Origin of the sequence: Kineococcus rhizosphaerae, assembly GCF_003002055.1 — a bacterium.
GTDB classification, from domain to species: domain Bacteria; phylum Actinomycetota; class Actinomycetes; order Actinomycetales; family Kineococcaceae; genus Kineococcus; species Kineococcus rhizosphaerae.
Map to the genome: position 1 here is coordinate 54,893 of NZ_PVZF01000007.1, position 20,301 is coordinate 75,193.

Genomic DNA, 20,301 nt, shown 5'->3' on the forward strand with positions numbered 1-20,301 from the left:
AGGGGTGGTTCAGCGGGGCGGGGCGATGGTGCTGCCCCGCAACGGGGTGCAGGGCACGACTTCGACGTGGGTGCGCGGCAGGTCGCCGTCGAGCAGCCCGAGCAGGACGCGGACGGCGGCGGCCCCCATGGTGCGCCGGGCCACCCCGACGTGACTGACGTGCGCGGCGAGGTGGTCGGCACGGGGGACGTCCAGGAGGACGACGGACACGTCGCCCGGCACGTCGCGGCCGAGGTCGGCGAGCAGTTCGAGCACCTCCTCGCCGTGCTGCGGCGACTCGACGACGAAGGCCGTCGCCCGCTGGTCGCGGACCCACTCCGGGCCGACCCCCCCGTGCGGCACGAGCAGGGGTTCCGACGAGGACAGGCCCGTCGCGGCGAGCAGGGTGCCGTAGGCGTCGAGGCGTTCGGCCTGGGGGCGGCTGCGCTGGTCGAGCCCGACGTAGGCCAGGTCGCGGTGGCCCGCGGCCTGGAGCGCCTCGAGGGTCTCGGCCACGGCCGCGACGTAGTCGGCCGCCACGTACGGCATGGGGTGGACCGCCCCCGAACGGTTCCCGATGAGGACGTACGGGAAACCCTCGGCCGCGAGCCGTTCGAGCTCGTCCTCGTCACGCTCGCGACCGAGGACGACCGCCCCGTCCGCGAGACGCAGCCGGTTGGCACCGGCGTTGTAGACGCTGCGGGTCCCGTCCTGCCGCTGGGTGGAGGCGAACAGGACCAGGTCCTGCCCGGCGGCCACGGCCTGCTCCTCGATGCCCACGAGGAACTCGTGGTAGTAGTCGTCCGGTGCGACGGGGAAGATGCGTTCGAACGTGTGGACGCCGAGCAGGCCGTTCCGCCCGCCGCGCAGGGAGCGCGCGGCCGCGTTCGGGACGTAGCCGAGCGCTGCCATCGCCTCTTTGATCTTCGCCTGGGTGGCCGGTGCGATGCCGCGTTCGGTGGCCTTGCCCGTGAGCACCAGCGATACCGCGGCCTGCGAGACCTGCGCGACCCGCGCGATGTCCCGCTGGCTCGGGCGCCCGTCCCTGGTGTTCGGCACTCGTCCGCCCCCGTCGTCCTCGACTCGGCTCATACGAAGCAGTAGTTCGTATGAGGAAGAAAACCACCTCGCTCAGGGACCTGTCAACGACAACGCCCCCCGTCCCGGTGGGGGACGGGGGGCGCTGTGCGTCCCGGGTCAGCGACCGGCGGGTTCCGCGGCCTCCGGGAACGGCAGCTCGGAGACCTCCAGGTCGGGGTTCTCGTCCTGACCGGCGACGAGCTCGCGGGCCTCCTGCTCGCTCGCCACGCTGGGCATGGCGCCCGGCAGCGGGCGGCGCGCGGACTCCTTCATGAGGCCCACGGCGATCGCGCCGACGACCGCCGTCAGCACGAGGTAGGCGGCGGGCACGAGGTCGTTGCCGGTCCACTGGACCAGCGCCTCCTGGATCAGGGGCGTGGTCCCCCCGAACACCGCGACGGCGATGTTGAAGGAGATGCCCATCCCGCCGTAGCGGCTGGAGGTCGGGAACAGGGCGGGCAGCGCCGAGGCCTGGCAGGCGATCCCGCACGCGACGGGGACCGTCAGCAGCGCCAGGCCGAGCAGCGTCGTGACCGTGGTGCCGCGGCCGATGAGCCAGAACGTCGGGAACGCCAGGAGGATCATCCAGCCGCCGCCGAACCACATGACCGGGCGGCGCCCGAACCGGTCGGACGCCCGGCCCGCGGCCGGGAGCATCACCGCGAGCAGCAGGAGCACCGGGACGGTGAGCAGCGTGCCGTGCAGCGCGTCGTACCCGAGGGAGTCGGTGAGGTACGTCGGCATGTAGCTGGTCAGCGTGTAGCCGACGCTGTTCGCGGCCGCGACGAGCGCGAAGGCGATGAGGATCGAGCGCCAGTGCAGCTTCACGAGGTGGAGGGTGTTGCGTGGGCGGCCCTCGGCGTCGGCCGTCGCGGCGGAGTTCGCCTCGTGCAGGTCCTGGGTCGCCTGGAAGGCCGGGGACTCCTCGATCCGCAGGCGGAAGTAGATCGAGACCGAGCCGATGACGCCCGCGAACAGGAACGGCAGTCGCCAGCCCCAGCCGAGCAGCTGTTCCTCCGAGAGGGCCAGTTGCAGCGCGGTGACGATGCTGGCGCCCAGCGCGAACCCGAGGTAGCTGCCGAAGTCGAGCAGGCTGCCGAAGAACCCGCGCCGCGCGTCGGGGGCGTACTCGCTGACGAACGTCGTGGCGCCGGCGTACTCACCACCGGCGGAGAACCCCTGCACGAGCTTGAGGACGACGAGCAGGACGGGCGCGAGCGCGCCGAGCGTGGCGTAGGAGGGCAGGAGACCGATGACGAACGTCGCCCCGGCCATGAGGATCAGCGTGGCCGCCAGCACCTTCTGCCGTCCCACCCGGTCGCCCAGGCGGCCGAAGAAGATCCCCCCGAGGGGCCGGGCCAGGTAGGTGGAGGCGAAGACCCCCAGGCTGAACAGGACCTGCAGACCGGGGTCGGCGCCGGGCAGGAAGACCCGCCCCATGGTGACGGCGAGGTAGCCGTAGACGCCGATGTCGTACCACTCCATCGTGTTCCCCACGACGGTGCCGCCGACGGCGCGGCGGAGCATCGAGGAGTCCACGACGGTGACGTCGTCGACCCTCAGGCGCCGACCCCGTGGACGAAGGGGCCGCTGTCTCGAGCCGGTCTTCGGAACGCGTGTGTCATGCGACATTCAAACAATTGTACCGAGACATCGGATCGTCGCCACATCGCGCGATCCCCCCGCTCGGGCAGGATCGATGCACCCACAGCCCCTCGGACCCTCGGCAAACGCTTGCCGGACCCGTCGGAGGGGAGTGGGTGCATCGATCGTGCCCGCCCCTCGTCAGCCGGCGGCGACCGCCTCCTCGGCCTCGGCCGACGCGTCGTCCTCGAGCAGCTCCACCGCGGCGTGCGCGCGGTTGAAGAAGTCGACGGAGACGACGACGGCGGCCTCCTGCTCACCGCGGGTGATGACCAGCGGACGCCGGACGATGCCGTCGACGACCGACCTCAGATCGACCGAGTCGAGGTCGGCGTGGGGGTAGATCGCGGTCGCGGGGTCCTCCCGCGCGTCCCGCCTGAACTCCTCAGCCCGTTCACGTGCCTCCCAGGCGGAGGCGTCGGACGAACGGGGCTGCTCCTGGACCGAGTGCGGATCGAGCTCCATCCGTCCACGGTAGTCCGACGGGCCCCGTTCGTCTCCGGGAGCCTCAGTCCTGGGCGACGAACGAGCCGAAGGACGCGTACGCCGCGGCCGGGACGGACGGCTGGCCGCCGAAGACGACACCCGTCGCGAGCGGCTTCGCCGCGTTCAGCGCCGCCAGCGCCGAGCGCGCCGACGCCGACAGGTCCGCGCCGGAGGTCAGCAGCAGCGGACCACCCATGAGCCCGACGGCCGAGGCCCCCACGAGCGCGTCGGGCCACGTGTCGCCGGTCGCGACGCCGACGACCTTCGTGGGCGTCCCGGTCGTGAAGCGGCGCGCCACGAGGTTCGCGGTGTCGAAGCGGTCGACCCCCACGATCGCCCGGGTCGCGCTGCCCCCGGCGGCCGGCAGGGCCTTCGCGGCCTCGGCCGCCGCCCCGCCGACGGGCACCACGCGGGCACCGTTCGGGTCCACGGCCTGCAGGTAGGCCTTCGTGGCGGCCGGCAGCACGGTCGCGTCGGTCAGCAGGACGACGCCGCCGGTGCGGGCGGCGAGCGCCGAGACGGCGAGGCCGTCGGGGAAGTTGACCCCGCTGGCCAGGTAGATCGGGGCGGTGCCGGTCCCGGGCGCCTGGGCCGCGACCTCGCCGGTGATCTTCGCGGCGGTGTCGTAGCGGTCGTCACCGGACAGCCGCTTCACCACGTAGTTCGGGGACAGCCCCGCGAGCGCCGTCTCGACGCCGCTGGACACCGTCCCGCTGCCGCCCAGGACGTAGATCGTCCCCCCGGGGGCCAGGACGCGGGAGATCTCCGTGCCGACGCTCGCGCTGAGCTTGTCCGACTCCGTCAGCAGCAGCGGCGCCGAGGTCGCCGACGCCAGCCGCGCCCCCGCGAGGGCGTCGGCGTACTTCCACGCGGCGGAGACGACGACGGAACCGGCCGACCCCGTCGTCGGGAACAGGGCCTTGGAGGAGTTCACCGCGGTCTCGATGCGGTCCTTGCCCGACAACCGGCTGACCGGGACGTCCAGGACGGGCTTCTTCACCGTGGCGTAGGGCGTGACGGCCGTCGAGACCGCCGACGCGGTGCCCGTGCCGAACGAGTTCGTCGCGGCGAGCGTGAACGTGTACTTCGCGCCGTTGGTGAGGCCGGTGACGACCTGCGTGGCGGGCTGGGTCGCGGTGAACGTGACGGGGGCCTGCGCGACGCCGTCCTTGTACGGGGTCAGGGAGTAACCGGTCACGTCGGTCGCGGTGGTTCCGGCCGCGGCCGCGGGCTTCCACGTCACGACGGCCCGGCCGTCGCCCGCGACGGCCGTGGGGGCGGCCGGAGCGGCGGGCAGGGTGCCGACGGTGAGGGTGACGACCTGGTCGTCGTGGCCCTCACCGTTGGTCGCCCGCACCGTGAAGGTCACGGTCCCCGCCTTGTCCGGCGTGGCGGTCAGCACGCCGGTGCCGGCGTTCAGCGACAGCCACGCGGGGACGCTCTGGTCGACGAAGGACCACTGGGCCGTCGGCGTGCCGGTCGCCGTGAACCGGTGCACGAGAGTGGTCTTGACGGCCGCCTTCGTCGGGGCGGCCGACGTGATGCGCGGGGCGCTCGCCTGCGCCGAGGGGTGCAGCTCGGTGATGGAGCCGGAGTCCGCCACCCACAGGTAGCCGCTGGCGTTGGTGGCGACCGCCGTGGGCGCCACGGGTGCGGAGTCGACCGTCACGAGCTTCGGCGCTCCGCCGGGGACGATCCTCTGGATCGTCCCGGCGGCCGGGTCGGTGACGAACACCGATCCTGCGAGGTCGACCGCCAGGGACGTGACCGAGCTGGACGGGCCGGTGCTCCCCAGGACGCTGAGGTTCCCGGAGGGGTCGACGCGGTCGACCGAGTGGTTCGCGGCGTCGGCGACGAGGAGGTTGCCGTAGACGTCGAGCGCCACGGCCGACGGGCCGTTGAGCGGGGAGCGGTTGGCCGGACCGGCGACGGGCGACGCCGCCGTGCCCGTTCCCGCGAAGACGGTGAGCGTCTTGCCTGCCGCGGTGTACTTCTCGACCTGGTTGTTGCCCGAGTCGGCGACGTAGACGTTGCCCGAGCCGTCGACCGCGACACCCGTCGGGTTCCTCAGCAGTGACGTGGCGCCGTTCGTGGGGGCGCCCGCGACACCTTCGGTGCCGATGAGGACGGTGAGCTTGGCGGGAGCGGCGGACGCCGTCGCGTCGGCCGTGACCACGACGTGGTTCGCCCGGTCCGCGATGTAGAGCGTCTTGCCGTCGCTGCTCAGAGCCAGACCTGCGGGGTGGTCGAGCAGCCCCTCGGACGGTTTGCCCTCGCTGACGTCACCCGCGATGACCGTGCCCTGGGTCTCGCCGGGGGCGAAGCGCTGGACGCTCGCACCGTCGGCGACGAAGACGTTGCCGGAGGCGTCGACGGCGACGGCCTGGGGGTCGTACGCCGACAGGATCGTGTCCGTGTCGACGAGGTAGTCGGGGCCGGTGGCGAACGCGTTCGAGGCACCCGCCACGATCCCCACGGGCAGGCACATCGCGAGCAGCCAGGCGGCGGGACGGCGGAGTCGGCGCGGGGCGGTGGCGGGGGTCACGCCGTGTCCATCGGCCGATCGGGTGTCACCCTTGAACTCCCGCGCCCGGGAGCGCGGCCCCGTCGCGCACGACGCGGACGGCGCGAGGGTGGCGTCCGCCGCCGCGCGTGCGGGGCTCCCGGATCAGGGTGCGGTGGTGAGCCAGACGTCCCCGGCCGTCCCGGTCGGGACGTCGGTGGGCTGCACGTAGACGATCGCACCGGGTCTCACTGCGGCGTTGAACTGCTCCGCGGTGGCCAGGGAGCCGTCGACGTGGATCCGGCACCCCCAGCCCAGCGACCACGTCTGCGGCGCCCCGGTGTCGGTCGCGTGCCCCCGGAAGGTGCTCAGCGCGCCGGTGCCGGGGTCCGCCGTCGGCAGGGTCCCGCTCTCGTAGACGCTGGTGAACGGCTGCGGGGCGTAGTTCGTGAGGTCGAGGCGCCGGACGCCGCCGACGGTCTGGTCCTGCACCGCGTCGCCGACGGTCAGCTGCTGCGCGAACTGCGCCGCGCTCATCGCCGTCCCGGCTTGCCGGACGTCGTCGGCCGGGCCGGGCAGCGGGTACCGGTACGCCGCGGTGTCGCCGTACCCCCGGGCCGTGTAGCCGGTGGCGTCGACCCCGACGACCACCCCGCCGAAGGCGACGTTCGTCAGCGCGAACGTCGTCCCGGTGACCCGCACCCGGTCGTCGGTGTTGAGGTCGGCCAGGAGACCGCTGCGGGTGCTGCTCGTGCCGTCGACGGTGTACGTCCCGCCCGCGGGCAGGTCGGCGTCGGTGAACGTCCGCAACCGCAGGCCAGTGACGGGGTCGACGAGGGCGAAACCCCCGGTGAAGCGCTCGATCTGCCCGTCGGTCCAGTCCTCGGGGCGGGTCGTGAGCAGTGTCCAGGTCACCGTCCCTGGGCGGGGGATCTCCCACTCCGCGACGATCCGGCTGCCCGCGTGCGCCGCGGCGATCAGCTCCTGGCGGGTGGCCTGGCGCTCGTCGACGACGTAGGTGTCACCGGGGTGCAGGTCACCCTCGCGACCGCCGACGAACAGCTTCCCGCCGGCCACGTCCACCGAGGTGACCGCCTGGGGCGCAGCGGGTCCGCCGTGGGCGAGTTCGCGCGCCCGCACGGCGAGCGCCTGCGGGACGCTGCGCTCGTCGCCGAAGACGGTGCCGCGGGTCATGCCGGTGCTCGTCAGGTACTCCGCGGTCCCCGACCCCAGCGAGGCGGTGCCGTCGGTGAGCAGGATCGGGGCGTGGCGCAGCCCCGCCCACACGCCGGCGCCGAGCGCGTCGACCGTGTACCCGTTGGCGACGGCGACCTGCCCGCGCCACTCGTACAGGACGTCCGGCGATGTCGACCTGGCCAGCATCGCGGCCGTCTCGGTGCGGTCGGCGCCGCCGATGGTCTGGATCCGCGCGCCCGGGACGAGGTCGGCCACCTCGTCGTGGACGTCCTGCGAGATGCCCCGGCCGAGGAACACGACGTTCTCGGGCTGCACCGCGTCGAGGGCGTCGGCCACGACGTCGGGGAGCCGGTCGGCGGCGGTGAGCAGGATGGGACGGCCGTTGAACGCCGCGGGACCGGCGGCCAGGGCGTCGGCGGCGACGGTGCCGGTGGGCACGTCGCCGCGGGCGATGAACACGGTCCGCGGAGCGGTCTCACCGAAGCCGTAGATCTGGACGGCGGTGTCGTAGCGGTCCTCGCCGGCCACGACGTCCGCGACGCCGATGCCGGCGGCGTCGAGCTGGTCGAGCGCGGCGTCGCCCACCGAGTTCTCGTCGCCGAGCACGACGACGTCCTCGACGCCGAGGGCGCGCAGCGCGGCGAGGGTGCTCGCCGGGACGGTGTCGCGGTCGGTCAGCAGGATCGGGGCCTTCTCCAGGCCCGCGAGGTAGGCCCCGGACAGCGCGTCGATGTTCCGCCAGCCGTTCGCGAGGATCGCGGTGCTCGCCCCGTCGGGGAACGCGTCCAGCGCGGTCCGGGCCGCGGTGTCGAAGCGGTCGACGCCGCCGATCCGGCGGTCCGGGGCGTCGGGCTGGAAACCCGTGCTCGCGGCGGCGGGCAGCACCGACCCGGCGGCGGTCAGGGACGTCAGGACGAACGCGGCGGCGAGGGCGCGCAACCGCGGGGACCGCGAGGTCATGGGTGGGGTTCTCCTTCAGCGCGGGGCGCGACGGCCTCCGCTGGTGGTTCGTCCCTCCACTGTAAGGACGCGACCGGCCGAGCGGGGGCTTTCGGGGAAGTCGCGCACAGGGTGGGTGCCCTGTCAGCCGCGCGTCAGGATCCCGTCAGGGCCACGTCAAGGACTGTTCCGCAGCGGGTTCCGCGTCCCTAGCGTTCACGACATGCCCAGCACCACCAGAACGGCCACCGCGGCCGACGGTTCACCAGCCCGTCTCTTCGTCCCGGTCCTCCAGGGTTCCCACGCGAGCCTGCGCACCTTCGTCGACCCCCTCGGGAACCGCACCGGGGTGGCCTTCACCTCCCCCGACACGTTGCACGCGGTGCTCGGGGACGCGCAGGCGTACCGGGAGATGGGCCCGAACGCGTTGCGGGCGCTGCTCACCGCCGCCGGGACGCAGGAGTTGCGGATCGACCCGCGCCTCGTCGCCGCACCGCCCGCCGACCGGGGAGCGGAAGCAGCGGTGGCGTCCGTGCCCCGGGCCCGGCTGCGCGTGGAGGGGTTCGCCGCGTGAGCCTCCTGCTCCCCGACCCCCAGCCCACCCCCTCTTCCACCCCCGTGCCCACCGGGGCGCACCGGACGGGTTCCCCGTGGCCGCGCAGCGCCCGCACGGTCGGGGGTGACGTCCGCGTCGCGGGGGTCGCGCTCGCCGACGTCGCCGCCACCTTCGGCACCCCCGTCCACGTCCTGGACGAGACGGAGGTCCGCGCCCGGGCCCGCACCTACCGCGAGCACTTCGGCGCCGACGGGGTGTTCTACGCCGCCAAGGCGTTCACGTGCCGGGCCCTGGTGCGCTGGCTGGCCGACGAGGGTCTGGGCATGGACGTGTGCTCGGCCGGGGAGTTGCGCACCGCGCTGGACGGGGGCCTGCCGGCGCACCGCACGCTGCTGCACGGTGTCGCCAAGAGCCCCGCCGACCTGCGGGCGGCGATGGAGGCCGGGGTGGGGCGCATCGTGCTGGACTCCCCCGACGACGCCGACCTCGTCGCCTCGCTCCTGCCCGCCGGGGCCCGGCAGCAGGTGCTGCTGCGCCTGGTGCCCGGCATCAGCGCCGGGGCCCACCCGAAGGTCCGCACCGCGACCCCGGACCAGCAGTTCGGCACGGCCACAGCCGACGTCGACGGTTTCGTCGACCGGGTCCTGGCGCACCGGTCGCTGGAACTCGTCGGTCTGCACTGCCACCTGGGCTCGCAGATCACCGAGATCGCGCCCTACCAGGAAGCGGCGCTGGTGATGGCCGGGGTCCTCGCCCGCGTGCGGAACCGGCACGGGCTGGTCCTGCGGGAACTGGACCTCGGCGGCGGCCACGGCATCGCCCACCGCCCCGGCGAACCGGGGCTCGACGTCGCCGACCTGGCCCGGTGCCTGCGCCGGGAACTGCGCGACGCCTGCGACGCCCACGGTCTGCGCGTCCCGCACCTGAGCGTGGAACCGGGCCGGGCGGTGGTCGGACCGGCCGGGGTGGTGGTCTACCGCGTCGCGGTGCTCAAACGGACGCCCCACCGGACGTTCGTCGTCGTCGACGGCGGGATGAGCGACAACCCCCGTCCCGCGCTGTACGGGGCGCAGTACGCCCCGCGCCTGGTCGGCCGCGTCGCCGCCGGTGCGCAGCAGACCGTGACGGTCGTGGGCCGCCACTGCGAGACCGGCGACGTGCTGGCCGCCGACGTCCCACTGCCCGTGGACGTCCGCCCGGGTGACCTGATCGCGTTCCCCGCCGCCGGCGCCTACCACGTGTCGATGGCCTCGAACTACAACGCGGTGCCCCGCCCGCCCGTGGTCGCCGTGCGCGGTGGCGAGGCGCGGCTGTTGGTGCGCCGCGAGACGGTCGAGGACCTCGGCCGCCGCGACGTGGGGCGGTGAGGCACCCCGTGAACCCGCCCGCCCCGTGGTCGGCGGCCCACCCCGTCCTCGCCGGCGAGGTGCACCTGTTCGTCGCGGCGGGAACCCTCGTCCTCGGCACCGGTGCCGCCGTCGCGGCGCACGCCTCCTCCGCCGCGTCCGTGCTGGTCCTCGTCGTGACGGTCCTCGTGGGGTCCTTCGGGATCCCCGTCTGGGCGGCCGGTCTGCTCGCCGCGGTGACGTGGGTCGTGCACGTCGGGTTCTTCGTCGAAGCACGGGGGTTCGGGGTCGGGCCCGAGGAGGTCGAGAACCTGCTGCTGTTCGTCGCGACCGCGGGGGCGGGGTGGTGGTTGGGGCGGCGGGCAACGGTAGGAACCGTCGCGGTTCAGCCAGCGCCCCGGGCAGGTAGGCACCGGCAGGACCCTGGCCCGGGGCACCGCGGCACCGGGAGTCCGCGGTAGCGGACGGGGGCGGATCTGCCGGCAACTGCTCGCCACGTCAGGTCGAGACCATCCAGCCTCACGAATTCATCGAGAGACTCGTTGGAAGTGGGCCGCCCGGCCCTTCCCCGGGCCGCGCGCCACGGTGTTCCCCGCCTCAGCCAGTGCGGTCAGGTGCTTGGAGGCGTTCGCCTGCCACATCCCGGTCAGGGTCGCGACGTCCCCGGAGGTGACACGGTCGTGCACCTCCAGCCACAGTGCCGCCACTGCCGCGACCGTGTCGGAATCGCTGCGGCGGTACCAGAAGCGTTCGTCGCGAACGGGCAACGCCCCGAAACGACCTGAGGCGACGAGAGCCTGGAGCTCACCGCTGAGGACGTGGGCGTCGCGGACGTGGGCGAAGACCGGGTGTCCGTCGACGCGGCAGTCGGCGACGGTCTCGAGGGCGAGGTCTGCTGCCGCCTCGGAGACCTGGAGGACCTCCGCCGCCTGGACCGAGGTGAGGAAGGGACGGCGGGACAACGCATCGATGAGGACGGCGACCCGGACGTCTCGTCGCCGGGGTGCCGGTTCGATGCTGACGAGGAGTCGGGCGACGACCGGGACCTGCGGCTTCCCCGCCAGCGTGGTGCGCACCGCGGGTCCGGGAACTTCCTCCAGGAGGGGTGCACGGTGCCCCTCGGCCAGCATCGTCTGGTACATCCGGGGAACCCCGACCCCCTGCCGGTCGACCAGACGGAGGGCCTGGAACAGGTCTGCCAGCGCGGGGTACCGCGCGTGCCGGGTGCTCAACGCGTTGCCGGGGGTGACGCCGCCGGTGAAGCCACCGGGGCTCGTCACGACCAGCGTGTCATCCTCGTCGATCCACCGGACCGTCGTCGGCTCGGACCGGAACCAGTCCCGGTGGGTCAGACCGTTGAGCACCGCCTCGCGAACGGCTCGGGGCGGTAGGGCTCGGGACGCCTCCTCGACGAGACCACGGTTCACCGGACGTACCCGGTTCAACGCGTCGAGCCGGATCTCGACCTCCCGCAGCGCTTCGAGGACGCTGGACCCGGCAGCGGGGCGGAACGTCGAGGTGACGTCGCCGCCCACGACGTCGAGCTGGGACAGTTCCAGACCCGGACGTGGTGAGGGGCACAGCAGGACGACCCCGGCCTGACTCAGCGACCCGTCCGGGCGGAGCACGCCCAGCCTCGTCAGCAGCTCCTCGTCGGTGGCGTCCGCACTTCCGGTGTCCCCCGCCTCCGCCAGCAGCGCTCTCGCCACGACGATCGCACCTCGGCTGACGTCGGTGGCCCGGCGATCCGTGGCGGCCGCCGTGGGGTCGACGCCGATCCGTTCCGCCCTGCGGGCCCACCACTCGGCCCGGTCGACGCTGCGGCACTGGTCGCCCACCCGCCACCGCAGCCGGTGGTCGGGATCCTCCAGCGGCACCTCGCTCTCCGCGATGAGCAGGAGCAGCAGACGGTGACCGCGGACGACCCGCTCCTCGATCGCCGGAGCCACTCCGGTGGCCACGTGGAGTCGCTGTCGCAGCCACTCGACGTCGAGCCGGGTGCCGATCAGGTCGTGGGTCTTGTCATCGACCCCGAGCACGATGGCACCGCCACCAGGGCTGTTGCTGAAGCACCGGAGCTCGGGGGCCAGCTTGTCGACGGCCGCCTGGTTGCGCGGTTCGGCGGCCAGCAGGTCCCCGGAGCGGTCACGACGGCCGGCTTCCTCCTTGAGGTCGACGACCTCCGTCTCCCACACGGGTGGCTGCTTCCCGTCCTGGAGGGCCGCCAGGATCTCGTCGGCGTGCTGCCGCAGGCGCTCGCGCGCCACGACGGGGTCGGGAATCATGGCGGACACGGGCGCAGCCTCTCCGATGGCTAAGATTCAGGAAGCTCTAATCTTAGCCAGGCTGCCCCGGCTTCGGAAGAGACCGAGATCGCAGCAGAGCGACGGCACTCTCGTCCGTGAATGTTCCGGCACCGCCTCACACCAGCACGTGGTCCGACTGCTCGGTCGCGGCCGAGGTGCGCCCCACCCGACGAGCCGCCACCACCCCCGCCAGCAGCAGCACCCCCACCGCTGCCGGCAGGCTGCGGTACACGAAGAACGCGTGGATCTGCGAGTGGTTGCTCAGCACGCAGTACCAGGCCGGCACGACGAGCGCCGGCAGGCCGATCGCCGCGAACCCGAGCAACCCCGCGACGCCGTGCCGCTTCACCGCGACCGCGAGCAGGACGACGAGCAGGACGGCGGCGGCGACGACGACCGGGACCGCGGTGATGGAGTGCTCGGTCCAGAACCTCCAGTTCGCGACGACCCCCGCACCGAAGGCGTGCGACACGTCGCCACCGTCGAGGCGGAACTGGCTGACCTCCTGGACCCGGGAGAACACCGACAGCCCTTGACCGAGGGCGCCGATGAACCAGCGGAACACCCAGGTGAACCCGAACGCGACCGGCCAGGCGGCACCGACGGCGAGGACGGTCCGCCAGGTCTCGCGCCAGTCCCGGCGCGTCACGTGGGTGACGGCGGCCGCGACGCCCGCGCACAACGCCCAGCTCATGGGCGGGACGGTCAAGAGGTCCGTGTAGCAGAACAGGGCAGCGGAGAACCCCGCGCCGAGGACCGCCGCTCGCCAGCCCCGGCTCGCCGCGACGGCCGTGACGGCCACCCCGGCGGCCACCGTCGCCAGGGCGATCCCGTGGGTGAACGCCCGGTCGGGCATGGCGAGGGCGTTGGTGGTCGCGGCGATCGGCAGGAACAGGGCGAACCCGGCGAAGGCCCCCAGCCGGCGGCTCACCGCGAGGAACGCGGCGAGCACCGCGGCGGCGAAGACGCCGGTGACGACGAGCCGCAGCCCGGGGACGTCGGTGAGGGCGAGGACCGGCCGGGTCAGCACCGAGTACCCGCTCCAGTAGCGGAAGTACGTGGCCGGGGTCTGGAAGTCCTCCCCCGCCGCGAGCTTCGCGATCTCGCCCTTGCCGTCGTCGCAGGACGACAGGCGCGGGCCACCGGTGGTGAGGTCCCACAGGCTGCGCGGGTCGTCCGGGGTGGTGACGCCGTACCCGAGTTCGGCGCACTCGGTGAACCGGTCCGCGGTGCCGCCGACGCCGTCGGGGCCGTAGGGGTCGCCGTAGTCGCCGGTCGTGACGGCCTGCGCGAGGTGGTCGACGATCGGCTGGTTCGGCACGGCCTGCGCGCCCATCAGCAGCGCGAAGAACACGACCTGCAGGACGACCAGCCCGGCGAACGCCTTGAGGACGAAGGTGACGACACCCCTCACCGCTGCGCCCCCGTGCCGCGGCGGACGTCGACGGGCCGCACGTCGGCCTGCACCCCGTCCAGGAGCGAGTGCGGGCTCGGGTACTCCAGGTACACCAGCCGCGACGCCTCGTCCGAGGCGTGGCGGATCGCCTCCAGGATCACCCCGACCGCGGTGACGACGACGGCGATCATCACGAGCGCCGACGCGAGGATCGCCGTCGGGAACTTCGGCACGAGCCCCGTCTGGAAGAACTCCACTACGACCGGGACGCCGAGGACGAGGGCGACCAGGGCGATGAGCCCGCCGAGGATCGAGTGGACGAGCGTCGGGCGTTCGTAGCGCGCCAGGCGCACGATCCAGCGCAGGATCGCCCACCCGTCGCGGTAGGTGCGCAGCTTGCTCGTCGAGCCTTCGAGGCGGTCGCGGTAGTCGGTGAGGACCTCGGCCTGCGGCACGCGCAGGTTGATGGCGTGGACCGTGAGCTCCGTCTCCACCTCGAAACCCCGCGAGATCGCGGGGAACGACTTCACGAACCGCCGCGACATCACCCGGTACCCCGAGAGCATGTCGGTCACCGGCTGCCCGAACACCGTCGCCACGACCCGCGTCAGCGCCTTGTTGCCCGCCACGTGCCCGGGCCGGTACGCCGCCTGCGTGCTGGCCCGCCGCGCTCCGACGACGTGGTCCAGCCCCTCGGTGATGAGCTTGTGCACCATCTGCCCCGCGGCGGCGGCCTCGTAGGTGTTGTCCCCGTCCAGCAGGACGTACACGTCGGCCTCCACGTCGGCGAAGGCCCGCCGCACCACGTTGCCCTTGCCGGGCCGGGGCTCGTGGCGGACCAGGGCGCCGTGGGCGCGGGCGACGTCGGCGGTGGCGTCGGTGGAGCGGTTGTCGTAGACGTAGACCGCGATGCCCGGGACCGCGGCCAACAGGTCGTCGATGACGTGGCCCACCGAGCTCGCCTCGTTCAGGCACGGGACGATCGCGGCGATGCGGACGGGGTGCTGGGGCCAGGCCATGGGACGAGGGTATTGGCCGGTGACGGTGGGTCAGATCAGCTCAGGCGGGGTGTCGGCGGCGGCACCGTCCCCGTAGCCTGTGGGCGTCGTGCGCTCTGCGACTCGCTGCCGCGGGTCGCTGACCGGACCAGGGGGGACACCGTGGACACGTTGCAGGTGCAGGGCCGGGTCCGACTGGAAGACCTGCCCGAGGACACTGCCTGGCCCAAGCACGAGATCATCGACGGGAGCTTGCTGGTGACACCCTGGGCGGGGACCATCCACCAGGCGGTGGTCGGAGACGTCTACTTCGCCCTGCGAAGTGCCGCTCCCGGCACGGTGACGGTGTACCCGGGTGCGAACGTCCGGCACACCCGGGACGGCGAGAGCGACCTGCTCATCCCCGATGTCGTCGTCTCCGCCGCAGGCTCCGGGGACGGCACGTACCTGGACTCCAGTGACGTGCTGCTGACAGTGGAGGTCATCTCCCCCTCCACCCGGTTGACGGACACCGTGACCAAACGGGCGGTGTACGCGGAGTGGGGTGTGCCGGCCTACCTGATCATCGACCCGGTCACCCGCACCAGCGTGTGGCACGGGAACATGGCGGGCATCGAGTGGGCCGTGGACGCGGTCGAGGTAATCCTGCCCTCGGCCTGAGCCAAACGCGCGGCCTGCGGGACGCGCAGGTTGATCGCGTGGACGGTCAGCTCCGTCTCCACCTCGAAACCCCGCGAGATCGCCGGGAACGACTTCACGAACCGCCGCGACATCACCCGGTACCCGCTCAGCATATTGGCGACAGGCTCGACGAACACCGTCGCCAACACCCGCGTCAACGCCTTGTTGCCTGCCTTGTGCCCAGGCCGGTACGCCGCCCGGGTGCTCGCCGGCCCGCCGCACGGCGCTGTCCCTCTGCGGCCGGGGCTCGTGACGGACCAACGCATCGTGAGCACGAAGGTCGTCAGGTGAGCGGTTAAATCATAATCTGCGGGATCGCGACTGACAGGTCGACGTCGATATAGACTGCCGCGGCTTTATTCAGCAGAGAAAGACAATAGCGATGCGGACGGAATGAAGCCAGAGTCGAGCACTAGAATGAGGTTTTGTCAGTAACGGCCAACCACCACCGATAAAGCCCCAGTGACCGGCCGGCTACTAGGCGGCAGCGTGTTCTGATCCTGCCGAGTTCAACTACCATGGCGCTGCCGGCGAGGGCTTACGGCCCTGCATGGCCACGACGTAAGCGGCGCTCGCTCCGGACGACGGGAGGAGTCCCGCTCACGAGTGGCTATGGGTTAGGCGGCCGACCAGCCGCCGTCGGAGGCGAGGATTGCTCCGTTGACGTTAAAGGCGTCGTCGCTGAGTAGCCAGGTGATGGAGGCTGCGAGGGCGTTCGGCATGACCGGTGCGGGCATGATGCAGCGGGCAGCGCGCAGGCGGTCCGGGCCGTGCTGGGAATCCACCGTGACCTCGATGCCGGTCATCGTGGGGCCGGGGGCGACGGCGTTGATGCGGATGCCGTTGGGTGCGTACATGAAGGCACCGCTCATGGTTAGGCCCGCGACTGCGTGCTTGGAGGCGGTGTAGGCCGCGCCCGCCGCCGAGCCGCGAAGTGCGGCCTCGGAGGCGGTGTTGACGATGGAACCAGCACCCCTCTCCAGCATCCCGGGCAGCACCGCCCGCATGAGCTTCATGGTGCCCTCGACGTTGACCGCGAACACTCGCTGCCATACTGCGTCGCTCATGTCGTGCAGCGCTGACATGTCGTCCATGATTCCAGCGATGTTGGCCAAGGCGTCCACCTGACCGGCGGCGGCTTGGAGGATGGAGGCGATGGAAGCATCGTCGGTGATGTCCGCTCCCACAGGCGTCAACCGTCCCCCGCTCTCGACGTCGGCGACTTCGGCGAGGAGGCCGTCTAGCCGGTCGGCATCGATGTCGACGCCGACGACGTGACCGCCCTCGCGGATCACGCGTGCCGCGGTGGCCCGCCCGATGCCGGAACCGGCGCCGGTGACGATGACGGTCTTGCCGGTGAATCGACCTGGGGTGGGTCGTTCAGTCCACCGCGAGGCAAAGGTGGTGGGGTCCAGTTCGGTCATGTTTTCTTCTCCTTGGGTTCTTTTGTGGGGCTGGAGGTGGGGCTGGAGGTGACCTCGCAGCCGAACCGGGTGATCGGGTAATCCGGTGCCAGGTCTTGCTCCTGGCGTTGACCCAGCCGCTTCCGGTTCGCTCACTTCCTCTGACTGGCACGGGAACGTCGGGCGCGGAACACGCACCAGCGTTCAGGTCTGCCGCCGTCCCAGCGGCGAGGTCGTCGGCGGTTGCGAATTGACGTGCTCGAACACCCACCCGCATCTGCTGCGTTGTGCTGCGGCTGCGCAGTGTTGGGAAGGCGAGGTGAGGATCCGGGATTGGCGGCCATGCTCGTGGTGAAGCTGCTCATGAGACTGGATGTTCAGGCTCTGCATCATGCAGTCAGTGTCTGCACCGGTTACGCGTGGGGGGCACCGCCCGAACCCGATCGCCGCGGCCCAGCCAGCAGGGCCGCGATCTACCTGAGCTAGCCGAACAGCCGTTCGTGCTGGAGGACATGTGCTTTGGCCACTACCTCAGCAACCGGGTCCGAGTGCATCACGTTGACAGAATCCACGCGTGAGACCTCGATCATCGGGCCTTGTTCGTGGCCCTACGGTCGAGACGTTCGGTCGATCCCTACTGGGTTGGTTCCTTCGCTGCAGCCTGCAGCAGTCGAGTTACCCAGGACTCTCGCGCGGCGGTAGCCGTGTGGGCCATAACCGATCCGGGGATAAAGGCTTCCCACCCGTGCGTGCCTCCGGGCCACACGTGCAGTTCCGCGGCCACGCCGCCCTCCCACAACTTCGAGGCGTAGGCCACCGTCTCGTCGCGGAACACCTCGGCGGAGCCGACGTCGAGGTAGGTGGGAGGCAACCCCGAGAGATCGAGTGCACGTGCGGGCGCGGCGTAGATCGAGACGTCGTCGGAAGCGCGCCGTTCTCCCAGTAGCGCAGTCCACCCGGTGAGGTTGCTGCTGCGGTCCCAGGCTCCCAGGCCGTCGAACTGGTGCGTGGAAACCGTGGCGTCGCGGTCGTCGAGCATCGGGCAGAGCAGGAACTGACCGACCAGGTTCGGCCCGCCTCGATCACGGGCAAGCAGCGCCACACCTGCAGCGAGACCACCACCTGCGCTGGCCCCGGCAAGCAGGATGCGGGCGGGATCGATCTGCAGGTCATCGGCGTTCTCACCGACCCAGCACAGGGCCGCGTAGCAGTCTTCGACCGGAACGGGGTCGGGGTGCTCTGGAGCCAGGCGGTACTCCACGCTGACCGCGACGACATCGTGCGCCGCAACCCACGGGGCGACCAGGGAGATGCCCGTCATCCGGTTGCCCATGACCATGCCGCCACCGTGGACGTTGAAGACACCCGGGCCGGCACCGACGTGGTCGCGGCGGCGAAGGACGGTCAACGTCAGCGGCTCACCACCGTATCCGGGCACGGTGTAGTCCCGCTGCTCCAGGTCCAAGGCGCTGATGTCCTCCGGAACGGCGTACTGACGCATCTGCGTGATGCTCTCCAGCGTCAACGGGGCGAAAACGGGCGCCTTTCCGATGGTTTCCAGCGCAGCAGCTACTCCTGGGTCGTAGGGCGGCCGCCTCGTCTGCGACCGGTCTGTGGTAGTCGGTCCGGGTGGTGGTGTCGAGGTCTTGGAGGTTTCCATGGTTTCTCCCGAGTGGTGAGCGGCCAGGGGATCGAGCAGCCGTGACGTGGCACGGGGACGGTCGGGGTCACGGCGGGAGAGGAGAGAACGGATTACGCTCGACGCCGGGTGAACGCTTTCGCCGTGGGTGCAGTCGGCGGTGACGTGCTTCAGGTGCGCATGGTGGTTCCGCCGTCCACGCAGAAAGTCTGCCCTGTGGTCCACTCCGACAGGTCTGACATGAGGAAGGCGACGGTGGCGCCGATGTCGTCGGCGTGTCCGTGGCGGTGAGACGGGGTGGAGCTGAGGATGACTTCCTGGTACTCCTGCGGCAGGTTTCGCATCGTCTGTTCGGTGAGCACCAGTCCGGGGGCGACCCCGTTGGCTCGGACACGATCTTTGCCGTAGGCGCGGGCGACGTGTCGGGTCAGGGCGCCGACCCCGGCCTTGGTGACCGAGTAGGCGACCTTGTCGGCCATGCCGGCGTAGACGGCGCCGGACATCGTGTTCACCACTGATCCTCCGCCCCCGGCAATCATGTGGGGCAGTGCGTGCTTGAGTGTACGGAGGTAGCCGGTGAGGTTGATGTCGATGCTGCGTTGCCAGGCCTGCAGGTCGATGTCGATCGCGTTGGTGTCCAAGGCCACCTCGGCTGGGGCGATGTTGGCCGCTACGTTGAAGAGTCCGTCGATCCGGCCGTAGGTGTCCATGGCCGTACCGATCAGGCGCGCGACGTCGTCGTCGTCGCTGATGTCCATCTCCAGAGCCACTCCGTCACCACCATTCTCCACAGCGGCCTGAAGAGTGCGCTGGGCAGAACCCGTGTCGATGTCGCCGATGACGAGACGGGCTCCTCCACCGGCCAGGAGACGAGCGGCGCTGGTGGCGATGCCACCTGCTCCGGCGAAGACGACGACCTTCTCGTCCAGTCCTTGCATGCGAGTTCCTCCTCATGAGGGCCGACGTGGTCGGCGGTGAGTACGAGCCGACGTGGTCGGCTGTGGCGACGTGGTCGGTAGCGGGATTGGTTCAGGAGCGGTTTCGGTCCCTGTCACCGAGAGGTGATGGATCTTCGTCGGGATGAGCGGGGGCCCTGTCGATCCACTGAGAGTGGAGCGGTGCGCCCCCGCCGGGCGCGGTGGCGCAGTACGGCTAGGCCGTGCCGCCGGCGACGATGCGCAGATCGATGGGGGGCGGAGTGGGGGCGTCGTCCTGGCCCAGGGCCTGGAGGGCGATGGCGAGCACGTTCTGCGCCACGGCGGACAACTCGTACTCGATCGTCGTCAGTCGTGGAGCGGTCACACCTGAAAGGGGGATGTTGTCCATGCCGATGAGGCCCAGATCGGTCGGCACGTTCCAGCCGCGCTGGCCGGCGGCGGTGAGGAGCGTGATGGCGACGTCGTCGTTGTAGCACGCGACCCCGTACCCCGGCGCGAGCGCGTCCAGCGCCTGAGTCGCGTCGTCAAGGTTGATGCCCAGACCGAGGACCGTCGGCGCGGGCAGCCCGGCCGCGGCGCACACCTGCGCCACGGCCTCCTCACGGCTGGCGCCGTAGGGGTCCTGCCGGCTGTCGCGCAGGTGCGCGAAGGCCAGACGCCGGTACCCGCGGGCGACCAGGTGCTGGGCCTGAAGACGGCCGATGTCAGCGTTGAGGTCACCGTCGGTCGTGGTGTCGAAGCCCGGCACGCCGCGCTCGTCCAGGATCCGCCGTTCGGCCTCACTGAACGGCTGCAGGGACAGCACCGCGCGTGGCTGCATGCCCGCCAGCAGCCGGTCCAAGGTGGTGGAGGACGCAGCCGAGAGGCGCAGGACGAGGGTGAGCCCGCGTTGGGCCAGCACGTCGGTGACGGTGTCGAAGATGTCCTGCAGGTTGGTGCCGAAGGTCGTGTGCGGGATGAGGGCGATGACGAAGTCGCTGGAGCCTCGTCGCAGCATCCGCCCTGCGACCGAGGGCTCGTAGCCGAGCTCCTCGGCCGCCCGCAGTACGCGCTGGGCGGTTTCGGGGGCGAAGCGGTGCGCGTGGCCGTTGAGCACCTGGCTCACCGTGGCACGCGACAGCCCGGCGTGCCGTGCCACGTCCGCACTGGTGGCCGCCATCTCTTCCCCACCGTCCTTGGTCACGTTCAGCCGAACCTGGACTGACCCCGG

General features: G+C 71.7%; 16 protein-coding genes and 1 pseudogene. 4 read left to right on the forward strand and 13 right to left on the reverse strand.

From position 1 onward, the window contains the following. Nucleotides 1-9 precede the first annotated feature (9 nt). From CLV37_RS14325 to CLV37_RS14345, 5 genes are all read right to left on the reverse strand, one after another. Complete coding sequence (locus tag CLV37_RS14325) at nucleotides 10-1,038, reverse strand: LacI family DNA-binding transcriptional regulator (RefSeq protein ID WP_170127274.1); 1,029 nt, start codon at nucleotides 1,036-1,038, stop codon at nucleotides 10-12. Between the two features lie 138 nt (nucleotides 1,039-1,176). Further along, nucleotides 1,177-2,586 carry an MFS transporter gene (locus CLV37_RS14330; protein ID WP_211298652.1) on the reverse strand — a complete coding sequence of 470 codons (1,410 nt, stop codon included), beginning with the start codon at nucleotides 2,584-2,586 and terminating at the stop codon, nucleotides 1,177-1,179. 258 nt (nucleotides 2,587-2,844) lie between these two features. Then, nucleotides 2,845-3,168, reverse strand: a complete 324-nt coding sequence (locus tag CLV37_RS14335; protein WP_106211537.1) for a hypothetical protein — start codon at nucleotides 3,166-3,168, stop codon at nucleotides 2,845-2,847. A gap of 43 nt (nucleotides 3,169-3,211) precedes the next feature. Beyond that, nucleotides 3,212-5,734 carry a cell wall-binding repeat-containing protein gene (locus CLV37_RS14340; protein ID WP_106211539.1) on the reverse strand — a complete coding sequence of 841 codons (2,523 nt, stop codon included), beginning with the start codon at nucleotides 5,732-5,734 and terminating at the stop codon, nucleotides 3,212-3,214. A gap of 123 nt (nucleotides 5,735-5,857) precedes the next feature. Next, complete coding sequence (locus tag CLV37_RS14345; RefSeq protein WP_106211541.1) at nucleotides 5,858-7,849, reverse strand: cell wall-binding repeat-containing protein; 1,992 nt, start codon at nucleotides 7,847-7,849, stop codon at nucleotides 5,858-5,860. A 202-nt stretch (nucleotides 7,850-8,051) separates the two neighbouring features. Between CLV37_RS14345 and CLV37_RS14350 the strand changes: the two genes are divergently transcribed. Genes CLV37_RS14350 through CLV37_RS14360 form a run of 3 tightly spaced genes read left to right on the forward strand, consistent with a single transcriptional unit; the run spans nucleotide 8,052 to nucleotide 10,191 of the window. Then, entirely contained in the window at nucleotides 8,052-8,402 is a 351-nt protein-coding gene (locus CLV37_RS14350; protein WP_106211543.1) for an SAV_915 family protein, read from the forward strand. Beyond that, on the forward strand, nucleotides 8,399-9,751 hold the full coding sequence (gene lysA / locus CLV37_RS14355; RefSeq protein ID WP_211298653.1) for a diaminopimelate decarboxylase: 1,353 nt from the start codon (nucleotides 8,399-8,401) through the stop codon (nucleotides 9,749-9,751). Before CLV37_RS14350 ends, lysA begins: the two co-directional genes overlap by 4 nt. After that, nucleotides 9,748-10,191 carry a hypothetical protein gene (locus CLV37_RS14360; RefSeq protein ID WP_106211545.1) on the forward strand — a complete coding sequence of 148 codons (444 nt, stop codon included), beginning with the start codon at nucleotides 9,748-9,750 and terminating at the stop codon, nucleotides 10,189-10,191. The genes lysA and CLV37_RS14360 overlap by 4 nt, the downstream gene beginning before the upstream one ends. A 66-nt stretch (nucleotides 10,192-10,257) precedes the next feature. Here CLV37_RS14360 and CLV37_RS14365 read toward each other — a convergent pair whose 3' ends face one another. From CLV37_RS14365 to CLV37_RS14375, 3 genes are all read right to left on the reverse strand, one after another. After that, entirely contained in the window at nucleotides 10,258-12,015 is a 1,758-nt protein-coding gene (locus CLV37_RS14365) for a DUF5635 domain-containing protein (protein ID WP_106211547.1), read from the reverse strand. Between the two features lie 136 nt (nucleotides 12,016-12,151). Continuing rightward, nucleotides 12,152-13,450: a hypothetical protein gene (locus tag CLV37_RS14370; protein ID WP_106211549.1), complete on the reverse strand. Its 1,299-nt coding sequence runs from the start codon at nucleotides 13,448-13,450 to the stop codon at nucleotides 12,152-12,154. Further along, nucleotides 13,447-14,451, reverse strand: a complete 1,005-nt coding sequence (locus CLV37_RS14375; RefSeq protein WP_106211551.1) for a glycosyltransferase — start codon at nucleotides 14,449-14,451, stop codon at nucleotides 13,447-13,449. Before CLV37_RS14375 ends, CLV37_RS14370 begins: the two co-directional genes overlap by 4 nt. A gap of 141 nt (nucleotides 14,452-14,592) precedes the next feature. On the opposite strand from CLV37_RS14375, the gene CLV37_RS27065 reads away from it, so the two are divergent. Next, complete coding sequence (locus tag CLV37_RS27065; RefSeq protein ID WP_170127275.1) at nucleotides 14,593-15,090, forward strand: Uma2 family endonuclease; 498 nt, start codon at nucleotides 14,593-14,595, stop codon at nucleotides 15,088-15,090. Between the two features lie 14 nt (nucleotides 15,091-15,104). Here the strand turns inward: CLV37_RS27065 and CLV37_RS29005 are convergent. The 5 genes and pseudogenes from CLV37_RS29005 to CLV37_RS14405 form a co-directional block, all read right to left on the reverse strand. Beyond that, nucleotides 15,105-15,311: pseudogene (locus CLV37_RS29005) on the reverse strand (glycosyl transferase); the annotation flags it as partial. A gap of 417 nt (nucleotides 15,312-15,728) precedes the next feature. After that, entirely contained in the window at nucleotides 15,729-16,535 is an 807-nt protein-coding gene (locus tag CLV37_RS14390; protein WP_106211553.1) for an SDR family NAD(P)-dependent oxidoreductase, read from the reverse strand. Nucleotides 16,536-17,148: 613 nt separating this feature from the next. Next, nucleotides 17,149-18,174 carry an alpha/beta hydrolase gene (locus tag CLV37_RS14395; protein WP_106211555.1) on the reverse strand — a complete coding sequence of 342 codons (1,026 nt, stop codon included), beginning with the start codon at nucleotides 18,172-18,174 and terminating at the stop codon, nucleotides 17,149-17,151. 149 nt (nucleotides 18,175-18,323) lie between these two features. Then, a complete protein-coding gene (locus CLV37_RS14400) occupies nucleotides 18,324-19,091 on the reverse strand; it encodes an SDR family NAD(P)-dependent oxidoreductase (protein ID WP_106211557.1) in 768 nt (255 codons plus the stop codon). 214 nt (nucleotides 19,092-19,305) lie between these two features. Further along, entirely contained in the window at nucleotides 19,306-20,274 is a 969-nt protein-coding gene (locus tag CLV37_RS14405) for a LacI family DNA-binding transcriptional regulator (RefSeq protein ID WP_146149415.1), read from the reverse strand. Nucleotides 20,275-20,301: the final 27 nt, after the last annotated feature.

What these genes read in the sequence shown, in the direction of transcription:
- CLV37_RS14375 (WP_106211551.1), bottom strand. Translation starts at nt 14,451, where the DNA reads ATGGCCTGGCCCCAGCACCCCGTCCGCATCGCCGCGATCGTCCCGTGC.
- CLV37_RS14390 (WP_106211553.1), bottom strand. Translation starts at nt 16,535, where the DNA reads ATGACCGAACTGGACCCCACCACCTTTGCCTCGCGGTGGACTGAACGA.
- CLV37_RS14395 (WP_106211555.1), bottom strand. Translation starts at nt 18,174, where the DNA reads ATGGAAACCTCCAAGACCTCGACACCACCACCCGGACCGACTACCACA.
- CLV37_RS14335 (WP_106211537.1), bottom strand. Translation starts at nt 3,168, where the DNA reads ATGGAGCTCGATCCGCACTCGGTCCAGGAGCAGCCCCGTTCGTCCGAC.
- CLV37_RS14345 (WP_106211541.1), bottom strand. Translation starts at nt 7,849, where the DNA reads ATGACCTCGCGGTCCCCGCGGTTGCGCGCCCTCGCCGCCGCGTTCGTC.
- CLV37_RS14400 (WP_106211557.1), bottom strand. Translation starts at nt 19,091, where the DNA reads ATGCAAGGACTGGACGAGAAGGTCGTCGTCTTCGCCGGAGCAGGTGGC.
- CLV37_RS14365 (WP_106211547.1), bottom strand. Translation starts at nt 12,015, where the DNA reads ATGATTCCCGACCCCGTCGTGGCGCGCGAGCGCCTGCGGCAGCACGCC.
- CLV37_RS14330 (WP_211298652.1), bottom strand. Translation starts at nt 2,586, where the DNA reads ATGCTCCGCCGCGCCGTCGGCGGCACCGTCGTGGGGAACACGATGGAG.
- CLV37_RS14350 (WP_106211543.1), top strand. Translation starts at nt 8,052, where the DNA reads ATGCCCAGCACCACCAGAACGGCCACCGCGGCCGACGGTTCACCAGCC.